This is a genomic window from Agromyces selenitireducens (assembly GCF_052748465.2).
This window is the reverse complement of record NZ_CM188259.1, coordinates 722,171-744,932: the sequence shown is the minus strand read 5'-3', so window position 1 is coordinate 744,932 and position 22,762 is coordinate 722,171. Positions and strand designations below refer to the sequence as shown.

The 22,762-nt window shown below is 70.6% G+C and carries 19 protein-coding genes; 4 read left to right on the top strand and 15 right to left on the bottom strand.

Going from position 1 to position 22,762, the window contains the following annotated elements:
• The first annotated feature begins 102 nt into the window (after window positions 1-102).
• Entirely contained in the window at window positions 103-663 is a 561-nt protein-coding gene (locus ACULK4_RS03455; protein WP_445965064.1) for a copper chaperone PCu(A)C, read from the top strand.
• Window positions 660-1,865: a Dyp-type peroxidase gene (locus tag ACULK4_RS03450; protein ID WP_445965063.1), complete on the top strand. Its 1,206-nt coding sequence runs from the start codon at window positions 660-662 to the stop codon at window positions 1,863-1,865. Before ACULK4_RS03455 ends, ACULK4_RS03450 begins: the two co-directional genes overlap by 4 nt.
• Before the next feature lie 46 nt (window positions 1,866-1,911).
• On the opposite strand, the gene ACULK4_RS03445 is transcribed toward ACULK4_RS03450, so the two are convergent.
• Window positions 1,912-4,410 (bottom strand): FAD-dependent oxidoreductase, encoded by a 2,499-nt coding sequence (locus ACULK4_RS03445; protein WP_445965062.1) that lies wholly within the window; start codon window positions 4,408-4,410, stop codon window positions 1,912-1,914.
• A 325-nt stretch (window positions 4,411-4,735) separates the two neighbouring features.
• On the opposite strand from ACULK4_RS03445, the gene ACULK4_RS03440 reads away from it, so the two are divergent.
• A complete protein-coding gene (locus ACULK4_RS03440) occupies window positions 4,736-6,064 on the top strand; it encodes an MFS transporter (protein ID WP_445965061.1) in 1,329 nt (442 codons plus the stop codon).
• Between the two features lie 90 nt (window positions 6,065-6,154).
• Here the strand turns inward: ACULK4_RS03440 and nhaA are convergent, their stop codons facing one another.
• Together nhaA and ACULK4_RS03430 are read right to left on the bottom strand one after the other, a co-directional pair.
• Window positions 6,155-8,005, bottom strand: coding sequence for a Na+/H+ antiporter NhaA (gene nhaA, locus ACULK4_RS03435; protein WP_445965060.1), 1,851 nt, complete (start codon window positions 8,003-8,005; stop codon window positions 6,155-6,157).
• 82 nt (window positions 8,006-8,087) lie between these two features.
• The gene (locus ACULK4_RS03430; RefSeq protein WP_445965059.1) at window positions 8,088-9,797 is read right to left on the bottom strand and encodes a formate--tetrahydrofolate ligase; all 1,710 of its coding nucleotides are present in this window, start codon (window positions 9,795-9,797) and stop codon (window positions 8,088-8,090) included.
• Between the two features lie 224 nt (window positions 9,798-10,021).
• On the opposite strand from ACULK4_RS03430, the gene ACULK4_RS03425 reads away from it, so the two are divergent.
• The gene (locus tag ACULK4_RS03425) at window positions 10,022-11,206 is read left to right on the top strand and encodes a multidrug effflux MFS transporter (protein ID WP_445965058.1); all 1,185 of its coding nucleotides are present in this window, start codon (window positions 10,022-10,024) and stop codon (window positions 11,204-11,206) included.
• A gap of 9 nt (window positions 11,207-11,215) precedes the next feature.
• Here ACULK4_RS03425 and ACULK4_RS03420 read toward each other — a convergent pair whose 3' ends face one another.
• The 12 genes from ACULK4_RS03420 to ACULK4_RS03365 form a co-directional block, all read right to left on the bottom strand.
• The gene (locus tag ACULK4_RS03420; RefSeq protein ID WP_445965057.1) at window positions 11,216-12,337 is read right to left on the bottom strand and encodes a Gfo/Idh/MocA family protein; all 1,122 of its coding nucleotides are present in this window, start codon (window positions 12,335-12,337) and stop codon (window positions 11,216-11,218) included.
• Window positions 12,338-12,499: 162 nt separating this feature from the next.
• Window positions 12,500-13,504, bottom strand: coding sequence for a sugar phosphate isomerase/epimerase family protein (locus ACULK4_RS03415; RefSeq protein ID WP_445965056.1), 1,005 nt, complete (start codon window positions 13,502-13,504; stop codon window positions 12,500-12,502).
• Window positions 13,505-13,514: 10 nt separating this feature from the next.
• On the bottom strand, window positions 13,515-14,672 hold the full coding sequence (locus tag ACULK4_RS03410; RefSeq protein ID WP_445965196.1) for a Gfo/Idh/MocA family protein: 1,158 nt from the start codon (window positions 14,670-14,672) through the stop codon (window positions 13,515-13,517).
• Window positions 14,673-14,698: 26 nt separating this feature from the next.
• Window positions 14,699-15,115 (bottom strand): C-glycoside deglycosidase beta subunit domain-containing protein, encoded by a 417-nt coding sequence (locus tag ACULK4_RS03405; protein ID WP_445965055.1) that lies wholly within the window; start codon window positions 15,113-15,115, stop codon window positions 14,699-14,701.
• Window positions 15,116-15,126: 11 nt separating this feature from the next.
• On the bottom strand, window positions 15,127-15,909 hold the full coding sequence (locus ACULK4_RS03400; protein WP_445965054.1) for a nuclear transport factor 2 family protein: 783 nt from the start codon (window positions 15,907-15,909) through the stop codon (window positions 15,127-15,129).
• Window positions 15,902-16,939, bottom strand: coding sequence for a sugar phosphate isomerase/epimerase family protein (locus tag ACULK4_RS03395; protein ID WP_445965053.1), 1,038 nt, complete (start codon window positions 16,937-16,939; stop codon window positions 15,902-15,904). Before ACULK4_RS03395 ends, ACULK4_RS03400 begins: the two co-directional genes overlap by 8 nt.
• Window positions 16,936-18,036: a sugar phosphate isomerase/epimerase family protein gene (locus ACULK4_RS03390; RefSeq protein WP_445965052.1), complete on the bottom strand. Its 1,101-nt coding sequence runs from the start codon at window positions 18,034-18,036 to the stop codon at window positions 16,936-16,938. Before ACULK4_RS03390 ends, ACULK4_RS03395 begins: the two co-directional genes overlap by 4 nt.
• Window positions 18,033-18,440 carry a C-glycoside deglycosidase beta subunit domain-containing protein gene (locus ACULK4_RS03385; RefSeq protein ID WP_445965051.1) on the bottom strand — a complete coding sequence of 136 codons (408 nt, stop codon included), beginning with the start codon at window positions 18,438-18,440 and terminating at the stop codon, window positions 18,033-18,035. The genes ACULK4_RS03390 and ACULK4_RS03385 overlap by 4 nt, the downstream gene beginning before the upstream one ends.
• A gap of 38 nt (window positions 18,441-18,478) precedes the next feature.
• Complete coding sequence (gene carA, locus ACULK4_RS03380) at window positions 18,479-20,029, bottom strand: c-glycoside 3-oxidase CarA (RefSeq protein ID WP_445965050.1); 1,551 nt, start codon at window positions 20,027-20,029, stop codon at window positions 18,479-18,481.
• The gene (locus ACULK4_RS03375; RefSeq protein ID WP_445965049.1) at window positions 20,026-20,820 is read right to left on the bottom strand and encodes a TIM barrel protein; all 795 of its coding nucleotides are present in this window, start codon (window positions 20,818-20,820) and stop codon (window positions 20,026-20,028) included. Before ACULK4_RS03375 ends, carA begins: the two co-directional genes overlap by 4 nt.
• Window positions 20,821-20,943: 123 nt before the next feature.
• Window positions 20,944-21,780, bottom strand: a complete 837-nt coding sequence (locus ACULK4_RS03370) for a carbohydrate ABC transporter permease (RefSeq protein ID WP_445965048.1) — start codon at window positions 21,778-21,780, stop codon at window positions 20,944-20,946.
• A gap of 2 nt (window positions 21,781-21,782) precedes the next feature.
• The gene (locus tag ACULK4_RS03365) at window positions 21,783-22,742 is read right to left on the bottom strand and encodes a carbohydrate ABC transporter permease (RefSeq protein ID WP_445965047.1); all 960 of its coding nucleotides are present in this window, start codon (window positions 22,740-22,742) and stop codon (window positions 21,783-21,785) included.
• Between the last annotated feature and the right edge of the window lie 20 nt (window positions 22,743-22,762).

Sequence of the window (22,762 nt, the reverse complement as noted above, 5' to 3'; positions counted from 1 at the left end):
CGCCGCGCACCCTGCGCGCCGCGGCCGACCGCTCCGCGCCGATCCGGCGCGGAGATCCGGAGCCGAATGCGCTCCCATCCAGACGAATCGAAGGACCCTTCCATGCACACCCGTACCGCACTCCGCCTCGGCGCCCTGTTCGCCGCCACCGCCCTCGCCCTCACCGGATGCGCGACCGCGTCCGGGACCGCCGGCGACGCCGGGACATCGACCGCCGCGGCATCCGTCACCGTCACCGACCCATGGGTCAAGGCCGCCGAGGAGGGCATGACCGGCGCGTTCGGCGAGCTCGCCAACGGCGGGGACGCCGACGTCACGGTCGTCTCCGCGACGACCGACGCGGCGGATCGACTCGAACTGCACGAGACCGTCGAGGAGGACGGCCGGATGGTCATGCGCGAGATCGACGGCGGCTTCGTCATTCCCGCCGGCGGCACCCTCGACCTGGAGCCCGGCGGATCGCACCTCATGCTCATGGGCCTCACCGGGCCGCTCGCGCCGGGCTCGGAGATCACCGTCACGCTCACGTTCGACGACGACTCGACCGTCGAGTTCGATGCCGCAGTGAAGGACTTCGCGGGTGCCGACGACAGCTACCACGAAGACGACGACGACATGGGCGACGAGATGCACGACATGGACGACGACATGGAGGAGCGGTGACCGGCAGCACCCGGCGGCAGTTCCTCCTCGGCGGCGCGGCCGCCGGGCTCGGCGCCGGGCTGGGTGCCGCGGCGACGCTCGGCGTGCAGGCGGCCACGGGCGCGGGCACGGATGCCGCATCCGCCTGCCCGCTCCACGGCACGGGAACGGTCCCGTTCCACGGCCCGCACCAGGCCGGCGTCGACACCCCCGCACAGGCGCACGCCGCGTTCATCGCGCTCGACCTGCGCGACGACGTCGACCGGGCCGCGATCGCGCGCATGATGCGCCTGCTCACCGACGACGCCGCACGGCTCACGCGCGGCGAGGCGGCGCTGGCCGACACCGAGCCCGAGCTCGCGCTCGTCCCGGCCCGGCTGACGGTCACGTTCGGATTCGGACCGGGACTCGTCGCGCTCGCCGCGCCGGCGACCGTACCGAGCTGGCTGCGCCCGTTGCCCGCGTTCTCGATCGATCGGCTCGACCCGGCGTTCTCCGACGGCGACCTGCTGCTGCAGATCGCCGCCGACGACCCGGTCACCGTCGCGCACGCCGCGCGCATGCTGCTGAAGGACGCGCGATCGTTCGCGACCGTGCGGTGGACGCAGCGCGGATTCCGACGGAGCCACGGCGCCGAGAACGCAGGCACGACCATGCGGAACCTCTTCGGCCAGGTCGACGGCACGAGCAATCCCGTGCCGGGAACCGAGGAGTTCGCGCGACTCGTGTGGATCCCCGAGGGCCCGCTCGCGGGCGGCACGAGCCTCGTGCTCCGGCGCGTGCACATGGACCTGGACGGCTGGGACCGCGTCGACCGGTTCGCCCGCGAGCAGGCCGTCGGCCGCACGCTCGCGAACGGCGCGCCGCTCACCGGCACCCGTGAGCACGACGAACCGGACCTCGACGCGACCGACGCGGTCGGGCTCCGCGTGATTCCCGAGTTCGCGCACCTCCGGCGCTCGCGCAGCGCCGACCCGGCCGAGCGGATCCTCCGCCGCTCGTACAACTACGACGACGCGCCGGCCGGAGGCGCGATCTCCGACGCCGGGCTGCTGTTCGCGTCGTACCAGGCCGACGTCGACCGCCAGTTCGTGCCGATCCAGCGGCGACTCGACGAACTCGACCTGCTGAACGAGTGGACCACGCCCCTCGGGTCGGCCGTGTTCGCGATCCCGCCCGGCTGCGCCGAGGGTGGCTTCGTCGGCGAGACGCTGCTGGCGTGAACCGAGGAGCGGACCGTCCGGCACCGGCCGGGCGGTCCGCCGCCGATCAGATGAACAGCGTCGTGCCCGACTTCTCCGCCTCGCCGAGGAACGTCGCGACGCCGCCGAGCTCGATGCCGTCGATGAGGTCCGACTCGGCGATGCCGAGCAGGTCCATCGTCATCGTGCACGCGATGAGCCGCGCTCCGCTCTGACGCGCCGCGCCGATGAGCTCGGGCACGGACTGCACGTCGTGGCCCTTCATCACGTGCTTGATCATCGCGGCGCCGGCTCCGGCCATGTTCATCTGCGACAGCGGGAGGTGGTCGGGGCCGGACGGCATCATCATCCCGAACATCCGCTCGAGGGCGGTGTGGTCGCGCTTCGGCGGGTCCTCGCGGCGCAGCGCGTTGAGGCCCCAGAAGGTGAAGAACATCGACACCTGCTGGCCCATCGCGAGCGCGCCGTTCGCGATGATGAACGCGGCGAGCACCTTGTCGAGGTCGCCCGAGAAGATGACGAACGAGGTCTGGTTCAGCTTCTGCCCGAGCGCGAGCCCCGAACCGGCCGAAGCGGATGCCGCCGCCCCGCCCTTGCGGAACGCGGCGACGTAGCCGGGCCCCTCGGGCTCCATCGACAGCAGTTCGTGCCCGTGGCTCGCCGCCCACGCGGGTCCGTCGCTGAAGAACCCCGGATCGGAGACGTGCACGACGACCTCGTCGCCGTCCGCGAGTTCGCCCATCGTGTTCGACAGGCGCATGATCGGCCCCGGGCAGGCGAGGCCCGTGCAGTCGAGGTCGACCGACCTCCCGGTCCCTCGCGCCGCGGTGATGAGGTCGACGGCCTCGGCGTAGTGCGTCTCGGGCACGGGCGGCGCGGGCGACGCGGGTTCGATGTCATGCCAGTAGCGGAATGTGTTCGAGCCGCCCGAGAGGGTGGCGACATCCGCGAAGCCCCGCTGCACGAGGATGCGGTGCGCGAGGTAGCTGCGGAAGCCCACGGCGCAGTACACGCGGACCGGCGTCGAGCGGTCCCAGCCCTCGCAGGCGGCGCGCAGGGTGGCGAGCGGGACGTTCTCGGCGCCGGGGATGTGCCAGATGCCGAACTCCTCGGGCGTGCGCACGTCGACCAGGCGGGTGCCCTCGGTGGCGGCCGGGAAGTCCTTCGCGTACCAGAGGGTCAGGTCGCCCTGCAGCACGTTGGTCGCGACGAAGCCGGCCATGTTGACCGGATCCTTCGCCGAGCCGAAGGGCGGCGCGTACGCGAGCTCGAGTCGCTCGAGGTCGTGCACGGTGCCGCCGAGGCGGATCACGGTCGCCAGCACGTCGAGGCGCTTGTCGACGCCGTCGAAGCCCGCGACCTGCGCGCCGAGGATCCTCCCCGTGTCGGGGGCGAAGAGCAGCTTGAGGTGCATCATCGCCGAGCCCGGGTAGTACCCGGCGTGCCCGGACGGGTGGATGTGCACGGTGCGGTGCTCGATGCCCTCGGCGTCGAGCTGGCGTTCGGTGGCGCCGGTGCCGCCCGCGACCATGTCGAACACCTTCACGATCGACGTGCCCTGCGACGACAGGTACTCGGTGTCGCGCCCGCACATGTTCTCGGCGGCGACGCGCGCCTCGCGGTTGGCGGGACTCGCGAGCGGCGTGAGCCACGAGCCGGGCAGCACCGTGTGCGCGGTCTCGACGGCGTCGCCGGCCGCCCAGATGCTCGGGTCGGACGTGCGCATGCGGGTGTCGACGACGATGCCGCCCCGCGGACCGATCTCGAGTCCCGCGTCCCTCGCGAGGCCCACCGCGGGACGCACGCCGGCGGAGAGGATCACGAGGTCGGCCTCGAGGAACCGGTTGTTCTGCAGCTCGACCGTGACGCCGCCACCGGGCCGCTCGGTGAACGCCGCCGCCGCGGTCGACAGGTTCAGGTCGACTCCCCGGCTGCGCAGGTGCTGCTCCACCGGGATCGACACCTCCTTGTCGAGCGGGGGCAGGATCTGGTCGCTCAGCTCGACGATCGTGACGGCCGCGCCGCGGTGCCGCAGGTTCTCGGCCATCTCGACGCCGATGTACCCGGCGCCGATGACCACGGCGTGCACCGTGCGACCCCGAGCGGATGCCGCGGCCTCGAGCGCCGCGTCGAGCTCGGCCTTGATCCCGTCCATGTCCTGGATGTTGCGCAGCACGTGCACCCCCGGGAGGTCGACGCCGGGCAGCGGCGGCCGGAGCGGGTCGGCGCCGGGACACAGCGCGAGCCGGTCGTACGACTCGGCGTACTCGCGTCCGGTCGCGAGCTCCCGCACGGTGACGGTCTTCGCGTCACGGTCCAGCGAGACCACCTCGGTGCCGACCCGCACGTCGATGTCGAGCGATTCGCGGAGGCTCTCGGGTGTCTGGAGCAGCAGGCGGCTGCGATCGGTGATGACCTCGCCGATGTGGTACGGCAGTCCGCAGTTGGCGAACGAGACGTAGTCGCCGCGTTCGAACACGATGATCTCGGCGAACTCGTCGAGCCGACGCGCTCGCGCGGCGATGGACGCCCCTCCCGCGACTCCTCCGACGACGACGATCTTCATGCGGACTCCCTCCGAGCGGGGCGCGCGGTCGTTCGCCGTGTCAGCCCGTCCCGAGGCTACGACCGGCGGGATGGCGCGCATGGGCCATGGGTCCCGCGGCTCGGCCGCACCGCGGCATCCGACACCGCCGTTCGTCGCGCGTGCGCCGCCGTTCGTCGCAGGGGGGTTCCGTCGAACGACGGATCTGCGCTATGGTCTGATTTCCATACCGAACGATCGGTCAGCAAAGCGACCGGTCGTTCGGCCTGCACCAACGGCGGCGCACCATCCCCCGCGCGGCCGACAACCCGACACACCCGAACCTGCACAGAACAACGGAGTTCGCATGACGACGACGTCACAGATCCATGAGGAAGCCGAGCGCACCGGGCGCATGCCCAAGGAGGAGCGCAAGGTCCTCGCCGGCACCCTCGTCGGTACCTCCATCGAGTGGTACGACTTCTTCATCTACGCCCAGGCCGCCGGCCTCGTGCTCGCCCCGCTGTTCCTGGCCCCCGTGGCCGAGGCGAACCCGGCTCTGGCCCAGATCCTCGCGTTCGCGACGATCGGCATCTCGTTCCTGTTCCGTCCGCTCGGCGCGGTCGTCGCCGGCTACCTCGGCGACAAGATCGGCCGCAAGAAGATGCTGGTCTTCACGCTCATCATGATGGGCGTCTCGACCTCGCTGATCGGCTTCCTGCCGACCTACGCCGCGATCGGCATCGCGGCGCCGATCCTGCTGATCACCCTCCGCATCCTGCAGGGCTTCTCGGCGGGCGGCGAGTGGGGCGGCGCGGCGCTCATGGCCGTCGAGCACGCCCCCAACCAGAAGCGGGGCTTCTTCGGCGCGTTCCCGCAGATCGGCGTGCCGGTCGGCATGATCCTCGCGACCTTCACGCTCTGGGTGATCACGTCCTCCATGTCCCAGGAGGCGTTCCTCACGTGGGGCTGGCGCATCCCGTTCATCCTGTCGATCGTGCTCATCGTCATCGGCTACGCGATCCGTCGCGCGGTCGAGGAGAGCCCGGTCTTCCAGGACCTCCAGCGCCGCCAGAAGGAGTCGTCGGCTCCCCTCGGCCAGCTGTTCCGCCACAACACGAAGAACGTGGTCCTCACGGCGCTCATCTTCATCGGCAACAACGCGGCCGGCTACCTGCTCATCGCCTTCTTCGCGACCTACGCGGTGACGGTGCTCGGCATGGACCGCCCGACGGTGCTGCTCGCCACGGTGCTCGCCTCGTTCGGCTGGCTGGTCTTCACGATGTTCGGCGGCCGCGTCTCCGACCGCATCGGGCGCATCCGCACCTTCCAGATCGGGTACGGCTTCCTCGCCCTGTGGGCCGTGCCGATGTGGTTCCTCATCGACACCGGCAACATCGTCTGGTACTTCGTCGCACTCTTCGTGATGACGTTCGGCCTCGGCCTCTCGTACGGCCCGCAGGCGGCGCTCTACGCCGAGATGTTCCCGGCGAACGTGCGCTACTCGGGCGTCTCGATCGGCTACGCGCTCGGCGCGATCCTGGGCGGCGCGTTCGCCCCGATGATCGCCGAGGCCCTCCTCACCGCGACCGGCAACTCGTGGACGATCGGCGTCTACATCGCCATCGCCGCGCTGATCTCGCTGGCCGCCGTCTCGTTCGTCAAGGAGACGAAGGGCACCGACCTGCACGTCTAGGGCACGTGCGGCGCGCGGTGGGGTTCCGCGCGAACGACGGGGGCGGATGTCACGCGACATCCGCCCCCGTCTCGTGTGCGCCGAACGGTATCAGGGCGAGCCCGGGTCGACCGACCGCTCGAGGGCCCGGATCAGCGACCGCGAGTCCCACGGCCCGACGTGGCGGATGCCGCCGATGAAGAACGTGGGCGTCGAGTGCAGGTCCATCACCTCGGCGTCGAGCTGGTCGTCCTCGACGCGGTTGACGACCTTCGGCGAGTGCAGGTCCTCGAGGAACCGCTCGACGTCGAGGTCGAGCTCGTCGGCGATGCGGCAGATGTGATCGGTGTCGAGTGCATCCTGGTTGGCGAAGAGCAGCCGGGCCATGTCGAGGTGGCGGCCCTGCAGCGCAGCGGCCTCGTACGCCTGGGCGGCCTCCTTCGCGTGGGCGTGCACGGCCTCCAACGGCAGGTGCCGCCACACCCAGCAGACGTCGTCGCCGAAGTGCTCGATGACCGCATCGATCGACCCGGTCGCGCGGCTGCAGAACGGGCACTCGAAGTCGCCGTACTCGACGATCTGGTACGCCGCGTCGGGCCGGCCCCGGTAGTGGTCGCGCTCGGGGTCGAAGGGTCGCACCAGCACCTTGCCGACCGGTTGCGGCGGCCAGACCCGGTCGCCGACCAGGAACACCGCCCAGCCGAGGCCGAAGGCCATGACGGATGCCGCGAGCACGCCGACCCGTCCGAGGTCCTGCAGCTCGGGGTCGGTGAACGCGAGCGACACGATGAACAGCGAGATCGTGAAGCCGATGCCGGAGAGGGCGGCGCCGCCGGCGATGCGCGACATCCCGAGCCCGGGCGCGAGCCTGCCGACGCCGGTGGCGACGACGACGGCGACCGCACCGGTGATGCCGACGAACTTGCCGATCACGAGACCGGCGACGATGCCCCACACGAGGGGCGAGACGACCGCGGCGCCGAGCGTCTCGGCGTCCAGGTGCACGCCCGCGTTCGCGAGCGCGAAGATCGGCAGCACGAGGAACGAGATGTACGGGCCCCACGCCCCCTGCAGCCGGTCGTTGATCGAGATCGACTCCCGGAGGCTCCGGTTCACTGCGGCGGCGTAGGCCGCATTCGGCGACTCGCGGAACGCCTGCGTGAGCTCGGCGGTGCGCTCCACGTCGGACCGCGCGGGCGGGAACACCGGGATCAGCAGGGCGACGGCGACGCCCGCGAGCGTGGGGTGGATGCCCGCCGAGAGCACCGCGAACCACAGTGCGATGCCGAGCGTCGCGTAGGCGATGCCGCGACCCGCCCGGAGGAACCGCACGAGCGCGATCGCGATCATGAGCACGACCGCGATCGCGAGGGGCGCGAGGTCGAGGCCGGTGTTGTAGAACACCGCGATGACCAGCAGCGCTCCGATGTCGTCGACCACGGCGAGCGTGAGCAGGAACGCCCGCAGCCGCGCCGGGAACCTCGGGCCGATGATCGCGAGCGCGCCGAGCAGGAACGCGGTGTCCATCGAGATGACGATCCCCCAGGCGTGCGCCTGCCCGGTGTCCCAGGCGATCGCGAAGAAGATGAGCGCCGGCACCACGAGCCCCGCGACGGCGCCGACGACCGGCACGATCGCGCGGGAGCGGTCGGTCAGTTCGCCGAGCGTGAACTCGCGCTTGACCTCGAGGCCGACGACGAAGAAGAACAGCGTCATGAGCGCGTCGTTCACGAAGTGGTGCAGGTCGGTGGCGAGCACGAACTCGCCGACGCCCAGCTCGATCGGCAGCCCCCAGAACGCCTCGTACGTCTCACCCCAGGGCGAGTTGGCCCAGGCGATCGCGAGCACGGTCGCGAACAGGAGGAGGGCGGCCGCCTGGCGGTCGCCCGTGCCGAGGTGGAGCCGGGTGCGGCGCCGGCCGCCCTCGGTGGTGGCGGCGGGCGCGGGTGCGGGGGCGCTCATGCGCCAATGCTAGGGGCGGATGCCGCGTCGGCGGCATGACTCATCCGGGGGGATGCCGCGCGCCATCCGCCGAGTGCGCACCTCAGTAGAGCCCGACGATGCGGCCGTCGTCGGTGACGTCGATGGCCTCGGCCGCCGGGCGCGTCGGCAGGCCGGGCATCGTCATGATGTCACCGCACACCAGCACGACGAACTCCGCACCCGCGGCCAGCCGCACCTCCCGGATGTCGACCATGTGCCCCGTGGGCGCCCCGCGCAGCTTCGGATCGGTCGAGAACGAGTACTGGGTCTTCGCGACGCACACCGGCAGACGGCCGTACCCCTCCTCCTCCAGTCGCTTCAGCTGCGCGCGCACCGCAGTCGACGCCGAGACGTCGGCGGCGCCGTACACGCGGGTGGCGACGGCCTTGACCTTCTGCCAGAGCGACGCGTCGTCCGGATACGTGAACGTCAGCCCATCGCCCGTCGCCGACTGCACCGCCGGCGCCCCTGCCCGTCGATCCGCGCAGAGGGCGACGACCTCCCGGGCCAGGTCCTCCGCGCCGGCGCCGCCCTCTGCGAAATGACGTGCCCGAACGGCACGGACGCCGAAGTGGGCGGCCCCTGCGACGAGCGCGTCGAGTTCGGCGGGCGTGTCCTCGGCGCGTTCGTTGATCGCCACGACGCACGGGAGCCCGAAGACCTCTCGGATGATGTGGACGTGCCGTTCCAGGTTGGGAAGCCCCCGCTCGAGGGCGGGAAGGTCCTCGGTGCCGAGGTCGGCGACGGCGACCCCGCCGTGGTACTTCATCGCCCGCACCGTCGCCACGATCACCGCTGCCGCCGGACGCAGGCCGGAGGAACGGCACAGGATGTCGACGAACTTCTCCGCGCCGAGGTCGGTCCCGAACCCGGCCTCGGTGACGACGTAGTCCGCCATCCGGAGCGCGGAGGAGGTCGCGATGAGCGAGTTGCAGCCGTGCGCGATGTTGGCGAACGGACCTCCGTGCACGAAGGCGGGCGTGCCCTCGAGCGACTGCACGAGGTTGGGCGCGAGCGCGTCGCGCAGGATGGCCGCCATGGCGCCGTGCGCGTGCAGGTCGCTCGCCCGCACCGGCCTCCGGTCGCGCGTGGAGGCGACGACGATCCGGCCGAGCCGCTCCTTGAGGTCGGCGAGGCTCGTGGCCAGGCAGAGGATCGCCATCACCTCGCTGGCGACGACGATGTCGAAGCCCGCCTCGCGCGGAATCCCGTTGCCGGTGCCGCCGAGTCCGATCACGATGTCGCGCAGCGCCCGGTCGTTCACGTCGAGCACGCGGCGCCAGGTGATGCGCCGCACGTCGATCCCCAGTTCGTTGCCCTGGTGGACGTGGTTGTCGATCATCGCGGCCAGCAGGTTCGTGGCGATCTGGATCGCCTGGAAGTCGCCGGTGAAATGCAGGTTGATGTCCTCCATGGGGCCGAGTTGCGCGTAGCCGCCGCCGGCCGCTCCGCCCTTCATGCCGAACACCGGGCCCAGCGCGGGCTCGCGCAGGCAGATCATCGCGCGCTCGCCGATGCGCCGCAGGGCGTCGCCGAGCCCGACGGACGTCGCGGACTTGCCCTCGCCCGCCGGCGTGGGCGAGACCCCCGTCACCAGCACGAGGCTGCCCTGTGGGCGGTCCTCCAGCGTCCTGAGGTGCGAGAGCGCCACCTTCGCCTTGTGGCGGCCGTACGGCACGATGCTCTCGTCGGGAATGCCCAGGCCCGCCGCGATCCTGCCGATGGGCTGGAGTTCCGCCGCTTGGGCGATCTCGATGCTGCTGAGCGCCACAGGTCCTCCCGTCCGCGGGCTGCGCTGCCCGCGGCAGCCAGCCTACGTCGAGTCGCGGGAACCGGCCGCTCTGCCGGCCGCGCGTCAGGACCTGTCATCATGCTGTCCAGCTCGCCGATCGACTCGGAGGAGGATCTCGTGGCCCGCACTTCTCGACACGCACCGGCGTTCCGGCCTCACGCCGTGGCCGGGCGGTGACGGCGTCCTTGCCGGCCGAGGGCCGGGTGCGCCGGATCAGCCCGGGGTTGATGCTCGCGCTCGGCTACATCTCCATGGCGGGCTCGCTGTCGACCGACCTCTACCTGCCGGCGTTCCCCGACATCGCCGCAGACCTCGGGGTCGGCGCGTCGACGGTGCAGCTCACGCTCACGGCCCTCCTCGCCGGATCGGCGCTCGGCCAGCTCCTGATCGGCTCGGTGTCCGACGCACTCGGCCGGCGCCGCACGCTCCTGGCCGCGCTGACGGTGTTCGTGCTCTGCTGCTACCTGGCCGCCGTCAGTCCGACGGTCGAGGTGCTCATCCTCGTCCGCGCCGTGCAGGGATTCGCCGGCGCCTCGGGGACGGTGCTCGCCCGCGCCGTCATCGCCGACCTCGTCGATCACGCACAGGCGGTGCGCGCCTTCAGCACGATCTTCGTCATGATCGCGCTCGGCCCCGCCGTGGCGAGTCCGCTCGGCGCGCTCCTGACGCAGGTGGGTGGGTGGCGGGCCGCCCTGCTCGGACTCGCCGCGCTCGCGACCGGCATGCTCGTCGTCGCGGCGCTCTTCGTCCCGGAGAGCCTGCCGCCGGAGCGGCGGCACCCGTTCACCCTCGCCGCCCTCGTACGGAACATCGCCAGGCTCCTGCACCATCCCGCCTTCATGGGGTACACGATCGCATTCGGAGCGGGCTACGCCGCGCTGATGGTCTACATCAGCTCGTCGTCGTTCATCGTGCAGGACGTGCTCGACATCACGCCCCTCGGGTACTCCCTCACCTTCTCGTTCAGCTCCGTCTCGGTGATGGCGGGCGCATGGCTCAACGGGATGGTCGCGCATCGGATCGGCGCGTACCCGACGCTGCGGGTCGCTCAGTTCCTGCAGGCGACCTCGGCGGCGGCGGGCGTGGTGCTCGCCCTGACGGGCACCTTGACGTTGACGACGTACCTGATCGTGGTGGCCGTGTTCGCGATGGGCTGCGGGTCGGTCATGTCGAGCGCATCCGCCCTCGCCGTCGGCGAGGCCCGTGCCACCGCGGGTGCCGGTTCGGCATTGGTCGGCTTCACGCAGTTCGTCTTCGGTGCCGTCGCGTCGCCGCTGGGCGGCATCGCCGGCACGCAGACGGCGTTGCCGGCGATGACGGCGATGGCGGGCTTCGCCACGGTCGGGCTGGTGAGCGCCTGGCTCGCGTGGTCGCGCAGGCGACGCTGAGGCCTGCGCTCAGGCGCGAGAACCGGCGACGGCCGGTTCCGGAACCCAGGTCGCCGTCGGCTCGGGAACGGCGACGCGGGCCCCGGTGCGCGCCGACTCGAGCACCGCCGAGGTGACGTGCGCGGCGCGCAGCCCGTCGGCGAAGGTCGGCAGCGTGCCCGACGGCGTGCCCGCCAGGGCGACGTACGCGTCGGCGACGAAGTCGTTGAAGCACTGCTGGTAGCCCTGGGGGTGGCCGGCGGGCACCGGCTCGAGTCCGACGGGCGATGCGAGCGCCTTGGCGGGGTTGCGGGTGATGAGGCGGCTCTCGTCGCGGCGGCCGATCCACGCGCGCTCGGGCAGCTGCTGGTCGAACTCGTAGCTCTCCTCGGGCCCGTCGAACGAGAAGTAGAGGCGGTTGTCGCGCCCGGCGCTCGCCTGGCTGACGACGAGCGATCCGATGGCGCCGTGGTCGGTCGTGAAGGTGAGCACGGCCCCGTCCTCGGTGAGGTTCTGCGCCGGTCCCCCCTCGCGCTCGAACGCATTGCCGACCGTGGCCGTGACCGTGGTGATGCGGTGGCCGGTGACGAACTCCATGAGGTCGCACCAGTGCACGCCGATGTCGCCGAACGCACGGCTCGCGCCGCCCGCGGTCGGATCGACGCGCCAGTTGGTCTGGTCGACGCCGGCGAGCCAGTCCTGCAGGTAGCTGCCGTGCAGCATCCAGAGCCGGTTCTCCGGGGTTCGCAGGATACGCTCGCGGATCTCGCGGACGAGCCCGTAGTACCGGTAGATGAACGGGACGGCGGCGACGGGCACGTCCGCCTGTCGTCGCGCGAGCGCCTCGGCGTCCTCGACGCTCGTGGCGAGCGGCTTCTCGACGATGACGCCGATGCGCGCGTCGATCATCGCCTCGGCCTGTTCGCGGTGCAGTGCGTTGGGGGTCGTGACGTGCACGATGTCGGGCCGCAGGCCGATCAGTTCCTCGATGCTCGCCGACGGGACCGTTGCGGGTCGGGTCGCGGCGAAGGCCTCGGCCCTCTCACGGCTCGAGCCGGCGACGCCGACGAGGTGGTGTCCACCGGAGGCGATGGCCTGCGCGTGGACGCGCGCCATGAATCCGGTGCCGATGATCCCTGCGCGAACCGACATGCGCTGCTCCTCTGGTCGTGATGAACGCTCACCACCAGTGTCCCCGAGTTGCGCCGGTTTTGCACATAAGTGATTACGATCCGGCGCATAAGGGGAAGCGCAGTTTGCGGGACGCGAACGCGGCGCCGGGCAGGAGCCCGCCGCCGCGTCGCATCCGTTGCGCTATCGCGTGCTGAATGCCGCGTCGAACGCCGCCGCCGACGGCTCGTACGACGACAGCCGTCGCACGAACCCGAGCGCCTCGGGCGCGCCGACCAGGCGATCCATGCCCGCGTCCTCCCACTCGACCGACAGCGGGCCGTCGTAGCCGATCGCGTTGAGCATGCGGAACGCGTTCTCCCACGGCACGTCGCCGTGCCCGGTCGAGATGAAGTCCCAGCCGCGGCGCGGATCGGCCCAGGCGAGGTGCGACGACAGGCGGCCGTTGCGGCCGTTGTCGAGGCGCTTCTTCGTGTCCTTGCAGTGCACGTGGTAGATCCGGTCCTGGAAGTCCCAGAGGAAGCCGACCGGGTCGAGGTCCTGCCACACCATGTGCGAGGGGTCCCAGTTCAGCCCGAACGACTCGCGGTGGCCGATCGCCTCGAGCGTGCGCTTCGTGGTCCAGTAGTCGTAGGCGATCTCCGACGGATGCACCTCGTGCGCGAACCGCACGCCGACCTCCTCGAACACGTCGAGGATCGGGTGGAACCGGTCGGCGAAGTCCCGGTAGCCGGCGTCGATGAACTCGTCGGAGGCGGGCGGGAACATCGCGACGGCCTTCCAGATCGACGAGCCCGTGAACCCGGTGACCGTCTTCACGCCGAGCTTCGCCGCGAACCGCGCCGTCATCTTCAGCTCCTCCGCGGCGCGCCGCCGAACGCCCTCGGCATCGCCGTCGCCCCAGACGCGGTCGTTCAGGATGTCGCGGTGACGCTGGTCGATCGGGTCGTCGCACACGGCCTGGCCGGCGAGGTGGTTCGAGATCGTCCAGACCTGCAGGCTGTTCTTCTCGAGGATGTCGCGGCGGCTCTGCACGTACGCGTCGTCGTCCCAGCGCGAGACGTCGATGTGGTCGCCCCAGCAGGCGATCTCGAGGCCGTCGTAGCCCCACTCCCCGGCGAGTCGCGCGACCTCCTCGAAGGGCAGGTCGGCCCACTGGCCGGTGAACAGGGTGATCGGTCGTGGCATGGGTCCTCCTCTAGTCGGCGGCGGGCGCGCCGACGCGCACCCATCTCGAATCGTGTGCGGAGCTCTCCTCGACCGCGGCCAGCACGCGCTGCACGTGCAGGCCCTCGGCGAAGGTCGGGTGCGGGTCGGCGCCCTCGGCGATCGCCTCGACGAGGTCCTTCACCTGGTGGCTGAACCCGTGCTCGTAGCCGAGCATGTGCCCGGCCGGCCACCACGCCGCGACGTACGGGTGCTCGGCCTCGGTGACGACGATGCGCGTGAAGCCCTGCGTCGCGTTCGGCGCGGTGCGGTCGTAGTAGTGGAGGACGTTGAGGTCCTCGAAGTCGAACCCGAGCGCGCCCAGGTCGCCCGAGACCTCGATGGCGAGGGCGTTCTTCCGGCCCGTGGCGAACCGCGTGGCCTCGAACGAGGCGAGCGCGCCCGACGAGAGGCGGCCGGTGAAGATCGCCAGGTCGTCGACGGTGACCTCGCCCATGCCCTCGGCGGCCGTCCCGGACAGGCCCGAACCGGAGCCCAGCAGCGGGCGTTCGCCCACGATCGTCTCGAGCACGCCGGAGACGGCGGTGACGTCGAGTCCGGTGACGAACTGCGCGAGGTCGATCGCGTGGGCGCCGATGTCGCCGAGCGCGCCCGAACCGGCGTGCTCCTTCTGCAGGCGCCATCCGAGCGGCATCGCGGGATCGACGAGCCAGTCCTGGCGGTAGCTCGCGCGCACCTGCTGCACGCGGCCGATCCGGCCCTCGGCGATGAGGTCGCGCATGAGCGTGACGGCCGGCACGCGCCGGTAGGTGAAGCCGACCATCGCGCGGATGCCGCGCGCGGACGCCCGATCCGCGGCATCCGTCATCGTCTCGGCTTCGTCGACCGCGTTCGCGAGCGGCTTCTCGCACAGCACGTGCTTGCCCGCCTCGAGCGCCGCGATCGCGATCTCGGCGTGCGAGCCGCCCGGCGTGACGATGTCGACGAGGTCGATGTCGTCGCGCGCGATCACCTCGCGCCAGTCGGTCGCCGACTCGGCCCAACCCCACTTCGCCGCGGCATCCGCCACCGCGTCGGCGTTGCGACCCACGAGGACAGACATCTCGACGTCGGCCGGCAGGTCGAACACCCGCGGGGCGGTGCGCCACGCCTGCGAGTGCGCGGCGCCCATGAAGCCGTAGCCCACCATCGCGACGCGGAGCACCGGGCGGGGGCTCATGCCAGCACGACCTCGCGCTCGACCGGCACGCGATTGGTCACGTAGCGGCCGGGGCCGCCGTCGACGCCGGGCATGATCTGCATGTAGAGCAGGCGCATCGTGAGCACGACCTCGACGGTGAGCTGCTCGCCCTCCTCGGGCGTGCGGCCGAGGTCGATCAGCACGTCGGGGCGGTCGGCGACGAACCAGAGCGTGTCCCACTGCTCGGGCAGCTCCTCGATGCGGTACTCACGCCCCTGGAGCGCGAAGCGCAGTCGATCGGTCGGGATCGCCTCGCCGTTCACGGTGACGGCGACGTCGTCGACGGCCGACAGCCAGAGGCTGCGATACCAGGGCAGCTGCACCGAGACGGCGATGCCGTTCTCGACGCGCCGGACGTCCTGCTCGGAGAAGAGCGAATCATGGGTGGCCATGGGTGCCTGCCTTACTTGAACGTGTCGATGAAGGTCTCGTGCGGCACAGGCGGCTCGGGCTCGAGCACCTGCGTCGTCGACGGGTGGTACGGGTGGTACTCGGTCGGCACCGGCTCGTCGGCCGGCGGCATGAAGACGGGCTTGCCGTCGTCGCCGAAGTACATGAGGTCGAGGTCGAACGCGGCCTGGTTCTTCTCGCCGAAGCTGATCCAGTCCTCGTGGAACGGGGCGCGGGCGAGCTCGTAGCAGCGGAACTTCCAGATCTTCCATTCGCCGTCCTGGCGCAGGAAGTCGATCGCGTACTTGCACCACACCCAGTGCGCCCAGACCTTCTTGCCCTGGACCTCGCCGGGCGAGTACATGTCGGGGAAGGCCTTCGCCACCTCGGGGTCGGTGAGGCCGGACTCGGTGCCGGCCATGATCCAGACGCCCTTGGCGGTCTCGCCGTCGGCGGCGACCTCGATGACCGGCGTGGTCGTGGCGTGCAGGATCAGCTTGCCGGTCGGCGTCGGCCGCCCCTGGTGGTAGCGGATGACGCTGTCGTAGTCGGTGTACTGGCCCGCGTTCGTGTACCGCGCACGGATGCCGGGCGTGCCGCGCTTCACCCACAGCGGGATGATCTGCTCATCCTGGAAGGCGTTGTGCAGGTACATGTAGCGGTTGAAGAGGTTCTCGACGTCGCCGCGGTCGGCGGCGCGACGGGCGAGGCGCGTGGCGTCCTCGACCTGGCCGCGCAGCCGGTCGATCTCGGCCAGCAATTCGGCGACGGATGCCTCGGTGAGCTGCTCAGACACGGGCGGAGGCTTCCTCTTCGATGGCGCGACGCATGAGCGCGTGCTGCTTCTTGACGAGGTCGATCGGGTCGGCTTCGCCGAGGTCGGCGAACGCGTGCCCCTCCCACTCGCTCGAGAGGTAGCCGGTGTAGCCGCCGTCGACGAACTGCTTGACGATGCGCGGGATGTCCATCGCCGGCTCGTCGCCGTTCGCGTCGATGTCGTAGAACTTCGCGTGCACGTGGAAGATCTGCGGCATGATGTCCAGCCACTCCTCCGGCGGCACGAGCCCGTGCATGTTGAACGCGAGGCGCGTGAACGGTCCGAACGTGAGCGGGTCGACGCCCTCCCCGGTGAGGTAGTCCTCGAACTTCTGGTTGCGCACGTGCATGGGAGTCGGCTCGTGCCAGATCTCCTCCATGACAGGGAAGTGCTTCTCGTCCATGCCCATCCGGTTCAGCGTGCGCAGGAGCATGGGCGAGAGGCTGTGCATGGTCGACGAGAAGTCGGCGGTGAAGCCGAGCCGCTCGCTCTGCAGCTCGTCGTACATCTCGCGCATCTGCAGCACCGCGGGATCGTTCGGCCCCGAGGGGGCGTGGATCTCGTAGCCGAGGTACTGGTCGTACTTCTCGGCCAGCGGCAGGAGGCTGCGCAGCAGCTCCTTGCCGTGCGACCGGATGACGACTCGCTTGAAGCCGAGCGTGTGCGCGGTCTTCAGCTGCCGTGCGAGGAAGTCGTGCTCCTCGTCCGGCGTCATGTCGCGCTCCTTGCGGCGCCCCATGTCGAGGTTGGTGCCGACGGCGCTCGCCTCGAGGCCGTACTTCTCGAGGGAGTCGAACCAGAGCTTGACGAAGTCGGCGTCCACGTCGGGATAGGTGCGCAGCAGCTGGGCGATGTTGAACTCGACGCCCGGGCCGATGCCCTCGTCGTGCACGGCCCTGATCAGCGTCTCGGGCGTGTACAGCCCGGCCGCGAACTCGCTGGTCATCGAGTAGAGGGTCGTCCCGAGCTTGATGCCGGTGCCGGCGATGCCGGCGGTGGTGTCGGTCATGCCTGGACCGCCTTTCCGAGGTGGGTGTCGAGGATGCGGCGGGCCTCCGCGGCATCCGTGATCATGCGGGAGCCGGATGCCTCGGCGGCCGAGCGCTGGACGGCCTGCTCGGCCGCGATGATGTCGAAGGGGCTCTGCCAGTTGTTCCAGTGCCACCCCTCGTACTCGCTCGAGATCGCGCCCGAGTAGCCGTTCTCGACGAGGAGGCCGATGAGGTCGCGCACCGGGACCGAGGGCTCCTCGCCGCGCTCGTCGATGCCGAAGAACTTGCCGTGCACGTGGCGGATCCACGGCATGATCTCGAGCCAGTCGTCCACGCGCGCCGGGCCGAAGAGGCCCGTGCCGTTGATGCCGAAGTCGATGCCGAGGTCGGGCCGGCCGTTCTGCGCGGCGAGGCCGATGAACGCACCGAACCGCTGGCCGTGCTCCGTCTGGTCGGCGGGCGGGCCCTGCTCGTAGAACGTGTTCCACAGGTCGACGACCTTCGCGAGCAGCTCGTCCGACGCGCCACGGCGGCGATACGCCTCGAGCAGCGACGGTGCGAAGCCGGAGACCGTCGCGCCCCAGTCCATGGTGAAGCCGAGGAACGGCGAGCCGACCTGCTCGTACCGGTCGCGGAGGGCGAGGATGCGCGGATGGCTCGCATACTGGTCGGCGTGCACCTCGAGCGCGAGCGTCACGCCGTACTGCTCGGCGATGGGCGCGAGCTGCTCCATCGAGTCGGGCGTCAGCGAGATCTGCACGCGCGCGATCGGGAAGCCGAGCTTGGCGGCCGCCTCGATCTGGCGACGCATGTACTCGATGAGCTCGTCCTGCGTCAGCAGGCGATCGCGGTGGATGCCGATGTCGGCGTTCACGGCCAGCGAGGTCGTGACGAGGCCCACCTCGTCGACGAGGTCGCGGAACTCGCCCGCGAACCGGTCATCGATGTCGGGGAAGCCCCGGAAGCTCGAGAATCCGATGATCTCGAGGCCCGGACCGTAGCCCTCTGCGGCGACCTTGCGGATGAGGCCTTCGAGGTCGTATTCGCGACCGTGGAAGGCGCGGGTGAAGCTGTAGAGCGTGACGCCCTGGATGGGCGTGCCGAGCGGGCTCATGCCGCCACCGCCTTCCGTGCCGGCATCGTCTTGGTGTCGTGCTCCTCGATGTGGAGCGTCTCGCCGTCGCCGATGATGATGTAGGGGATGTAGAGCGTCAGGTCGACGCGGACCTCGTGCTCCGCGGCATCCGTCGCCACCGCGATCTCGCCCGAGAGGACCGCCGAGTCGGTGGGGAACCACCATTCGCCGGTCTCGTCGACGAGGTCGGCGAACGTGAACTCGCGGCCGTTCATGCTCCAGCGGAGCGAGTCGGCGGGCGCCTGGACGCCGTCGACGGTGAGCGCCGCGCCGCCGATGCACGAGCCCGGCAGGGCGCGGTACCACGGGATGCGGACTTCGACCGAGGCGCGTGCCCCGTCAGTGGTCAATGTGCCCTGCTCGATGATGCGGTCGGCGATCATGCGGACCTCCTCGACTTCTTCGTCATGATTCCTACACTCTAATGTCTGTTTTCGACGGAAGCAAGCTTCGCGCTGAGTTGGCGGCTGATGGCGCGGGCGCCGCGGATCGCGAGTGCGACGCTCGTGAGCGTCGGGTTGCACGCCGTCGCCGTCGGGATCACGTTGTTGCCCGCGACGAAGACGCCGGGGGCCACCCACAGCTCGCTGTCGGGGCTGCAGACGCTCTCGCCGTCGTCCTGCTCGCCCATGCGCGTCGTGCCCTGGTAGTGCAGCGACGCGCCGAGCGGCATCGTGAACGGTCGCGGGTCGAGGGGCTCGCCGACCGCCGCGCCCAGGCGCACGATCTCCTCGCGCGCCTGATCGAGCACCTCGTGGTCGCGCTCCGTGAGCCGGTAGTGGATGCGCATCGCGGGCAGGCCGTACGCGTCGGTCTCGTCGTCGCTGAACTCGACGCGGTCCTCGCGCTGCAGGTCCTTCGCGCAGAACAGGCCGAGGCCCACGATCGAGCCGGGGACGACCGGGTCGTCCTCTGCGAGTGGGATGGGCGAGGCGTCGAGCTGCATGATCTGACCGTGGAAGGGCTGGTCGTCGGTGTACGGCACCCAGCTCACGCCGCTCTGCTCGCTGAGTCCGCCCTCGGCGGGCGCCGACTCCTCGGCTCCCTCACCGGGCTGGGCGTCGCGGATGCGCGAGGCGAACACGACCTGCGTCTGGTCGTTGAGGTAGCGGCCGAGCGCCGGCGGGCGGATGCCGCTGGCCCAGAGCAGTTGCGGGGTGCGCAACGCATCGGCGGCCACGACGACGGCACGGGCGCGCACGTCGTGCTCCCCGCCCGTGCGCAGGTCGCGCACCCGGACCCCCGCGGCCCGGCCGTCCTCGACGAGCACGCGTGTGACGAGCGACTCGTCGTGGAGCGCGAATCGCGGGTTGGCGCGCGTGACTTCGCCGAGCACCACGTCGGAGCCCGACCAGACGAGGCGACCGTCGGGCCGGCGATGCACGGCGAGCGGCATCCGCTGCACGCGTGCCGCCGGCTCGCGAGCGTCGTCGACGGCCGAGGCCAGCCGCTCACGGACCAGGCCCGTGAAGGGCGCCTGGTCGAACGCGTCGGTCGTGACGCCGAGCAGCCGGTCGGCCTCGTCGAGCAGCTCGTCGAGGTCGGGCAGAAACGCGATGCGCTCGCCGCCGCCGGGCCTGGGGCAGGCGCCGGTCCAGTGGGCGGACATGCCGCCGACGTTGCTCGACATGGCGGCGACCGGCAGGCCGTCCTCGCCGGGGAACGCGTACCCGTCGTCGAGGAGGAACGTGCCGGGGCGAGCGCGGCGCTCGCCGCTCTTGACCGCACCGGGATGGCTCACCGTGTCGGCGCCGGCGCCCGGACCCTCTGACGCGCGCTGCGCGGCAGCGCGCGCCGCCGGGTCCTCGATGTTCCTCACGTGCGCCCCGGGCGGGTCCGACACCGTCGGGCCGACCTCGAACATGGCGATCGTGACGCCCGCCGCCTCCTCGGAGAGGATGCGCGCGTACGCGGCGCCGGTGGGGCCGCTGCCGACGATCGCGACGTCGACGGCCTCGGGGTAGCGGCTCATGCCGACACCGCCAGCTCGCGGATGAGGGCGACGGATGCCTCGGACTCCTGCGTCGGGTAGTACTCGAGCCCGATCGGACCGTCGTAGCCCGACGCGCGCAGGATGCCGAGCGTCGCGGCCCAGTCGAGCGAACCGGAGCCCGGCTCACCGCGGCCCGGGGTGTCGGCGAGCTGCACGTACTTGACGAGCCCGCCGGCGTTCGCGAGCTCGGCCGCCATGTCCTCGCCCTCGACGGCCGAGTGGTAGATGTCGTACAGGACGCCGAAGTAGGGGGAGTCCACGCCGCGGGCGACGTAGACGGCCTCTGCGGTCCGGTCGAGCAGCGACCCGGGGTGATCCACGCGGACGTTCACCGGCTCCAGGACGAGCGTGATGCCGGAGCCCTCGATCTGCGCGATGGCCTTCTCGTAGATCTCGATGAGCTTGTCGAGCTGCACCTGGCGCTTCCATCCGCCGAATCCGGTGCCGCTGCCGACGACGATGCGCGGGCACCCGAGGTCCTGCGCGATCGAGACGCCCTCGTCGAGCTTGCGGAAGAACTCGGAGTGGTCCCACGGCGGGATCATGAACTGCGTGCGGGGCTCCGAGAGCTGCGCCGTCAGCTGCGTGCCGGTCTCGCCGAGCGCCGCCTTGAGCGCCGGGAGGTCCTTCGGCTTCGCCGGGGCGTCCACGCCGGTCGGTCCCCACATCTCGACGGCGGTGAAGCCCGCCGCGGCGGCCGCGCGGACGCGGTCGTGGTAGTCGCCGGCTTCGGTGAAGAGGAGTTCGATGTTGGGTGCGAGTTGGTACACGCGCGCCTCCTTGGGTCGGAGTTGGGAATGGGTCGTGAACGGCATGCACGGGAACCTGCGGCAGCACGTCCCGGTGCTCGACGATCCGGCCGTTCTCGAATCGGTGGAGGCCCGCGGTGGCGCCTAGCCCTTCAGCCCGCCCGCGAAGCCCTGGATGAAGCGCTTCTGCGCGAACATGTAGAAGGCCAGGATCGGGATCATCGAGATGATCACCACGGCGAAGATCTTGTTCCACGCCGAGACCAGGCCGCCGACGTACGTGTACATCGCGACCGGCAGCGTCTGCGTCTCGGAACCGCCGAGGAAGATCAGCGAGTTGAAGAAGTCGTTCCAGACGATGAGGCCCGCGAGGATCGCGACCGTGCCCGTCGCCGGCGCCATGAGCGGCAGGACCACCCGGAAGAAGGCCTGCGTCGGGGTCGCGCCGTCGATGACGGCGGCCTCCTCGTACTCCGTCGTGAGCCCTCGGAAGAAGCTCGCGTAGAGGAAGATCGCGAGCGGAAGCAGGATGCCGATCCAGAGCAGGATCATCCCGAGCGCGTTGCCCGTGAGGCCGACCGAGCGCGCGCCGATGTACAGCGGCACCGTACCGAGCTGAGCGGGCAGGATGATCGCGATGAGCACGAGGTAGTACGTCGCGTTCGTCCACGCGCGGGTCCGCCGGGCGATGACGTACGCGGTCACCGAGCCGAGGAACACGAGGCCCGCGATCGCGCCGACCGTGATGATCACGCTGTTCAGGATGCTCATCGGGATGCTGTTGCGGCCCGTGGAGGTGAGCACCTCGACGAATGCGCTGAAGTCGACCGTGCTGGGTGGTGCGACGGCGCTCGTGGTGAGCACCTCGGCGTCCGGCTTCAGCGCCGTGACGACCAGCAGGTAGAGCGGCAGGAGCCCGATCAGGGTCACGATCCAGACGAGCACCTCGCGGAACGCGGTGAGCTTGGTGTAACGGAACATGGTCAGGCCTTTCCGGCTTCGCGGTCGCGAGTGACGTACTGCTGGAGGATGGCGAACACGAGGATGATCACCGTGAGAACGAGGGCGAGGGCGGAGCCGAAGCCGAACTGCCCCAGCGAGAACGCCTGCTTGTAGACCTCGGTCGCGAGCGTCTCGGTCGCCCCGGCGGGGCCGCCGCCGGTGAGCGCGAGGATCTGGTCGAAGATCCGGAGGCCCTGGATGATGCCGAGCGTCGTGGCGATGGCGATGGACGGCCGGATGGCGGGTACGACCACGTGCCAGAAGCGGCCCCAGATGCCCGCCCCGTCGAGCGCGGCGGCCTCCTCGACCTCGACGGGCACGCTCGCGAGGCCGGCGAGGTAGATGACCATGACGAAGCCGGTCTGCTGCCAGACGACGGTGATGAGGATGGCCCAGATCGACCACGTCGGGTCGGCGAGCCAGACCTTCTGGAGTTCCTCGAGCCCGATGAGCGCCAGGAAGCCGTTGAGCGGTCCGTCGAACTGGAAGATGAACTTCCATACGTACGCCACGGCCAGCGGGCTGAGCACCACCGGCATGAACAGCAGCGTCCGCAGGATGTAGCGGGTCTTCAGCATCCGGTTGATCGCGAGCGCGTAGAGGAGGCCGAACACGTTGGTGAGGATGACCGACCCGAACGCCAGGAACAGCGTGTTCCAGACGGCGCCGAGCAGGAGCGGGTCCTCGAAGATGCGCTGGAAGTTCTCGAAGCCGATGAAGTCCCAGTCGCCGAGTCCGGTCCAGTTCGTCAGGGAGAAGAAGCCGCCGGTGAGCGTCGCGAGGTAGTGCACCCCGATCACGAGCACGACGGCGGGCAGCGCCCACCACCAGTGCCCGAAGGAGATCAGCGGCTTGCGACCGCCCCGACGGGGCGGCGGCGTGTTGCGCGCATCGGGCGGCACGGTGATGGTGCGGGTGCTGTCCTGCGTCGTCACAGTCATTTCGCTTCCTGACATCGTCG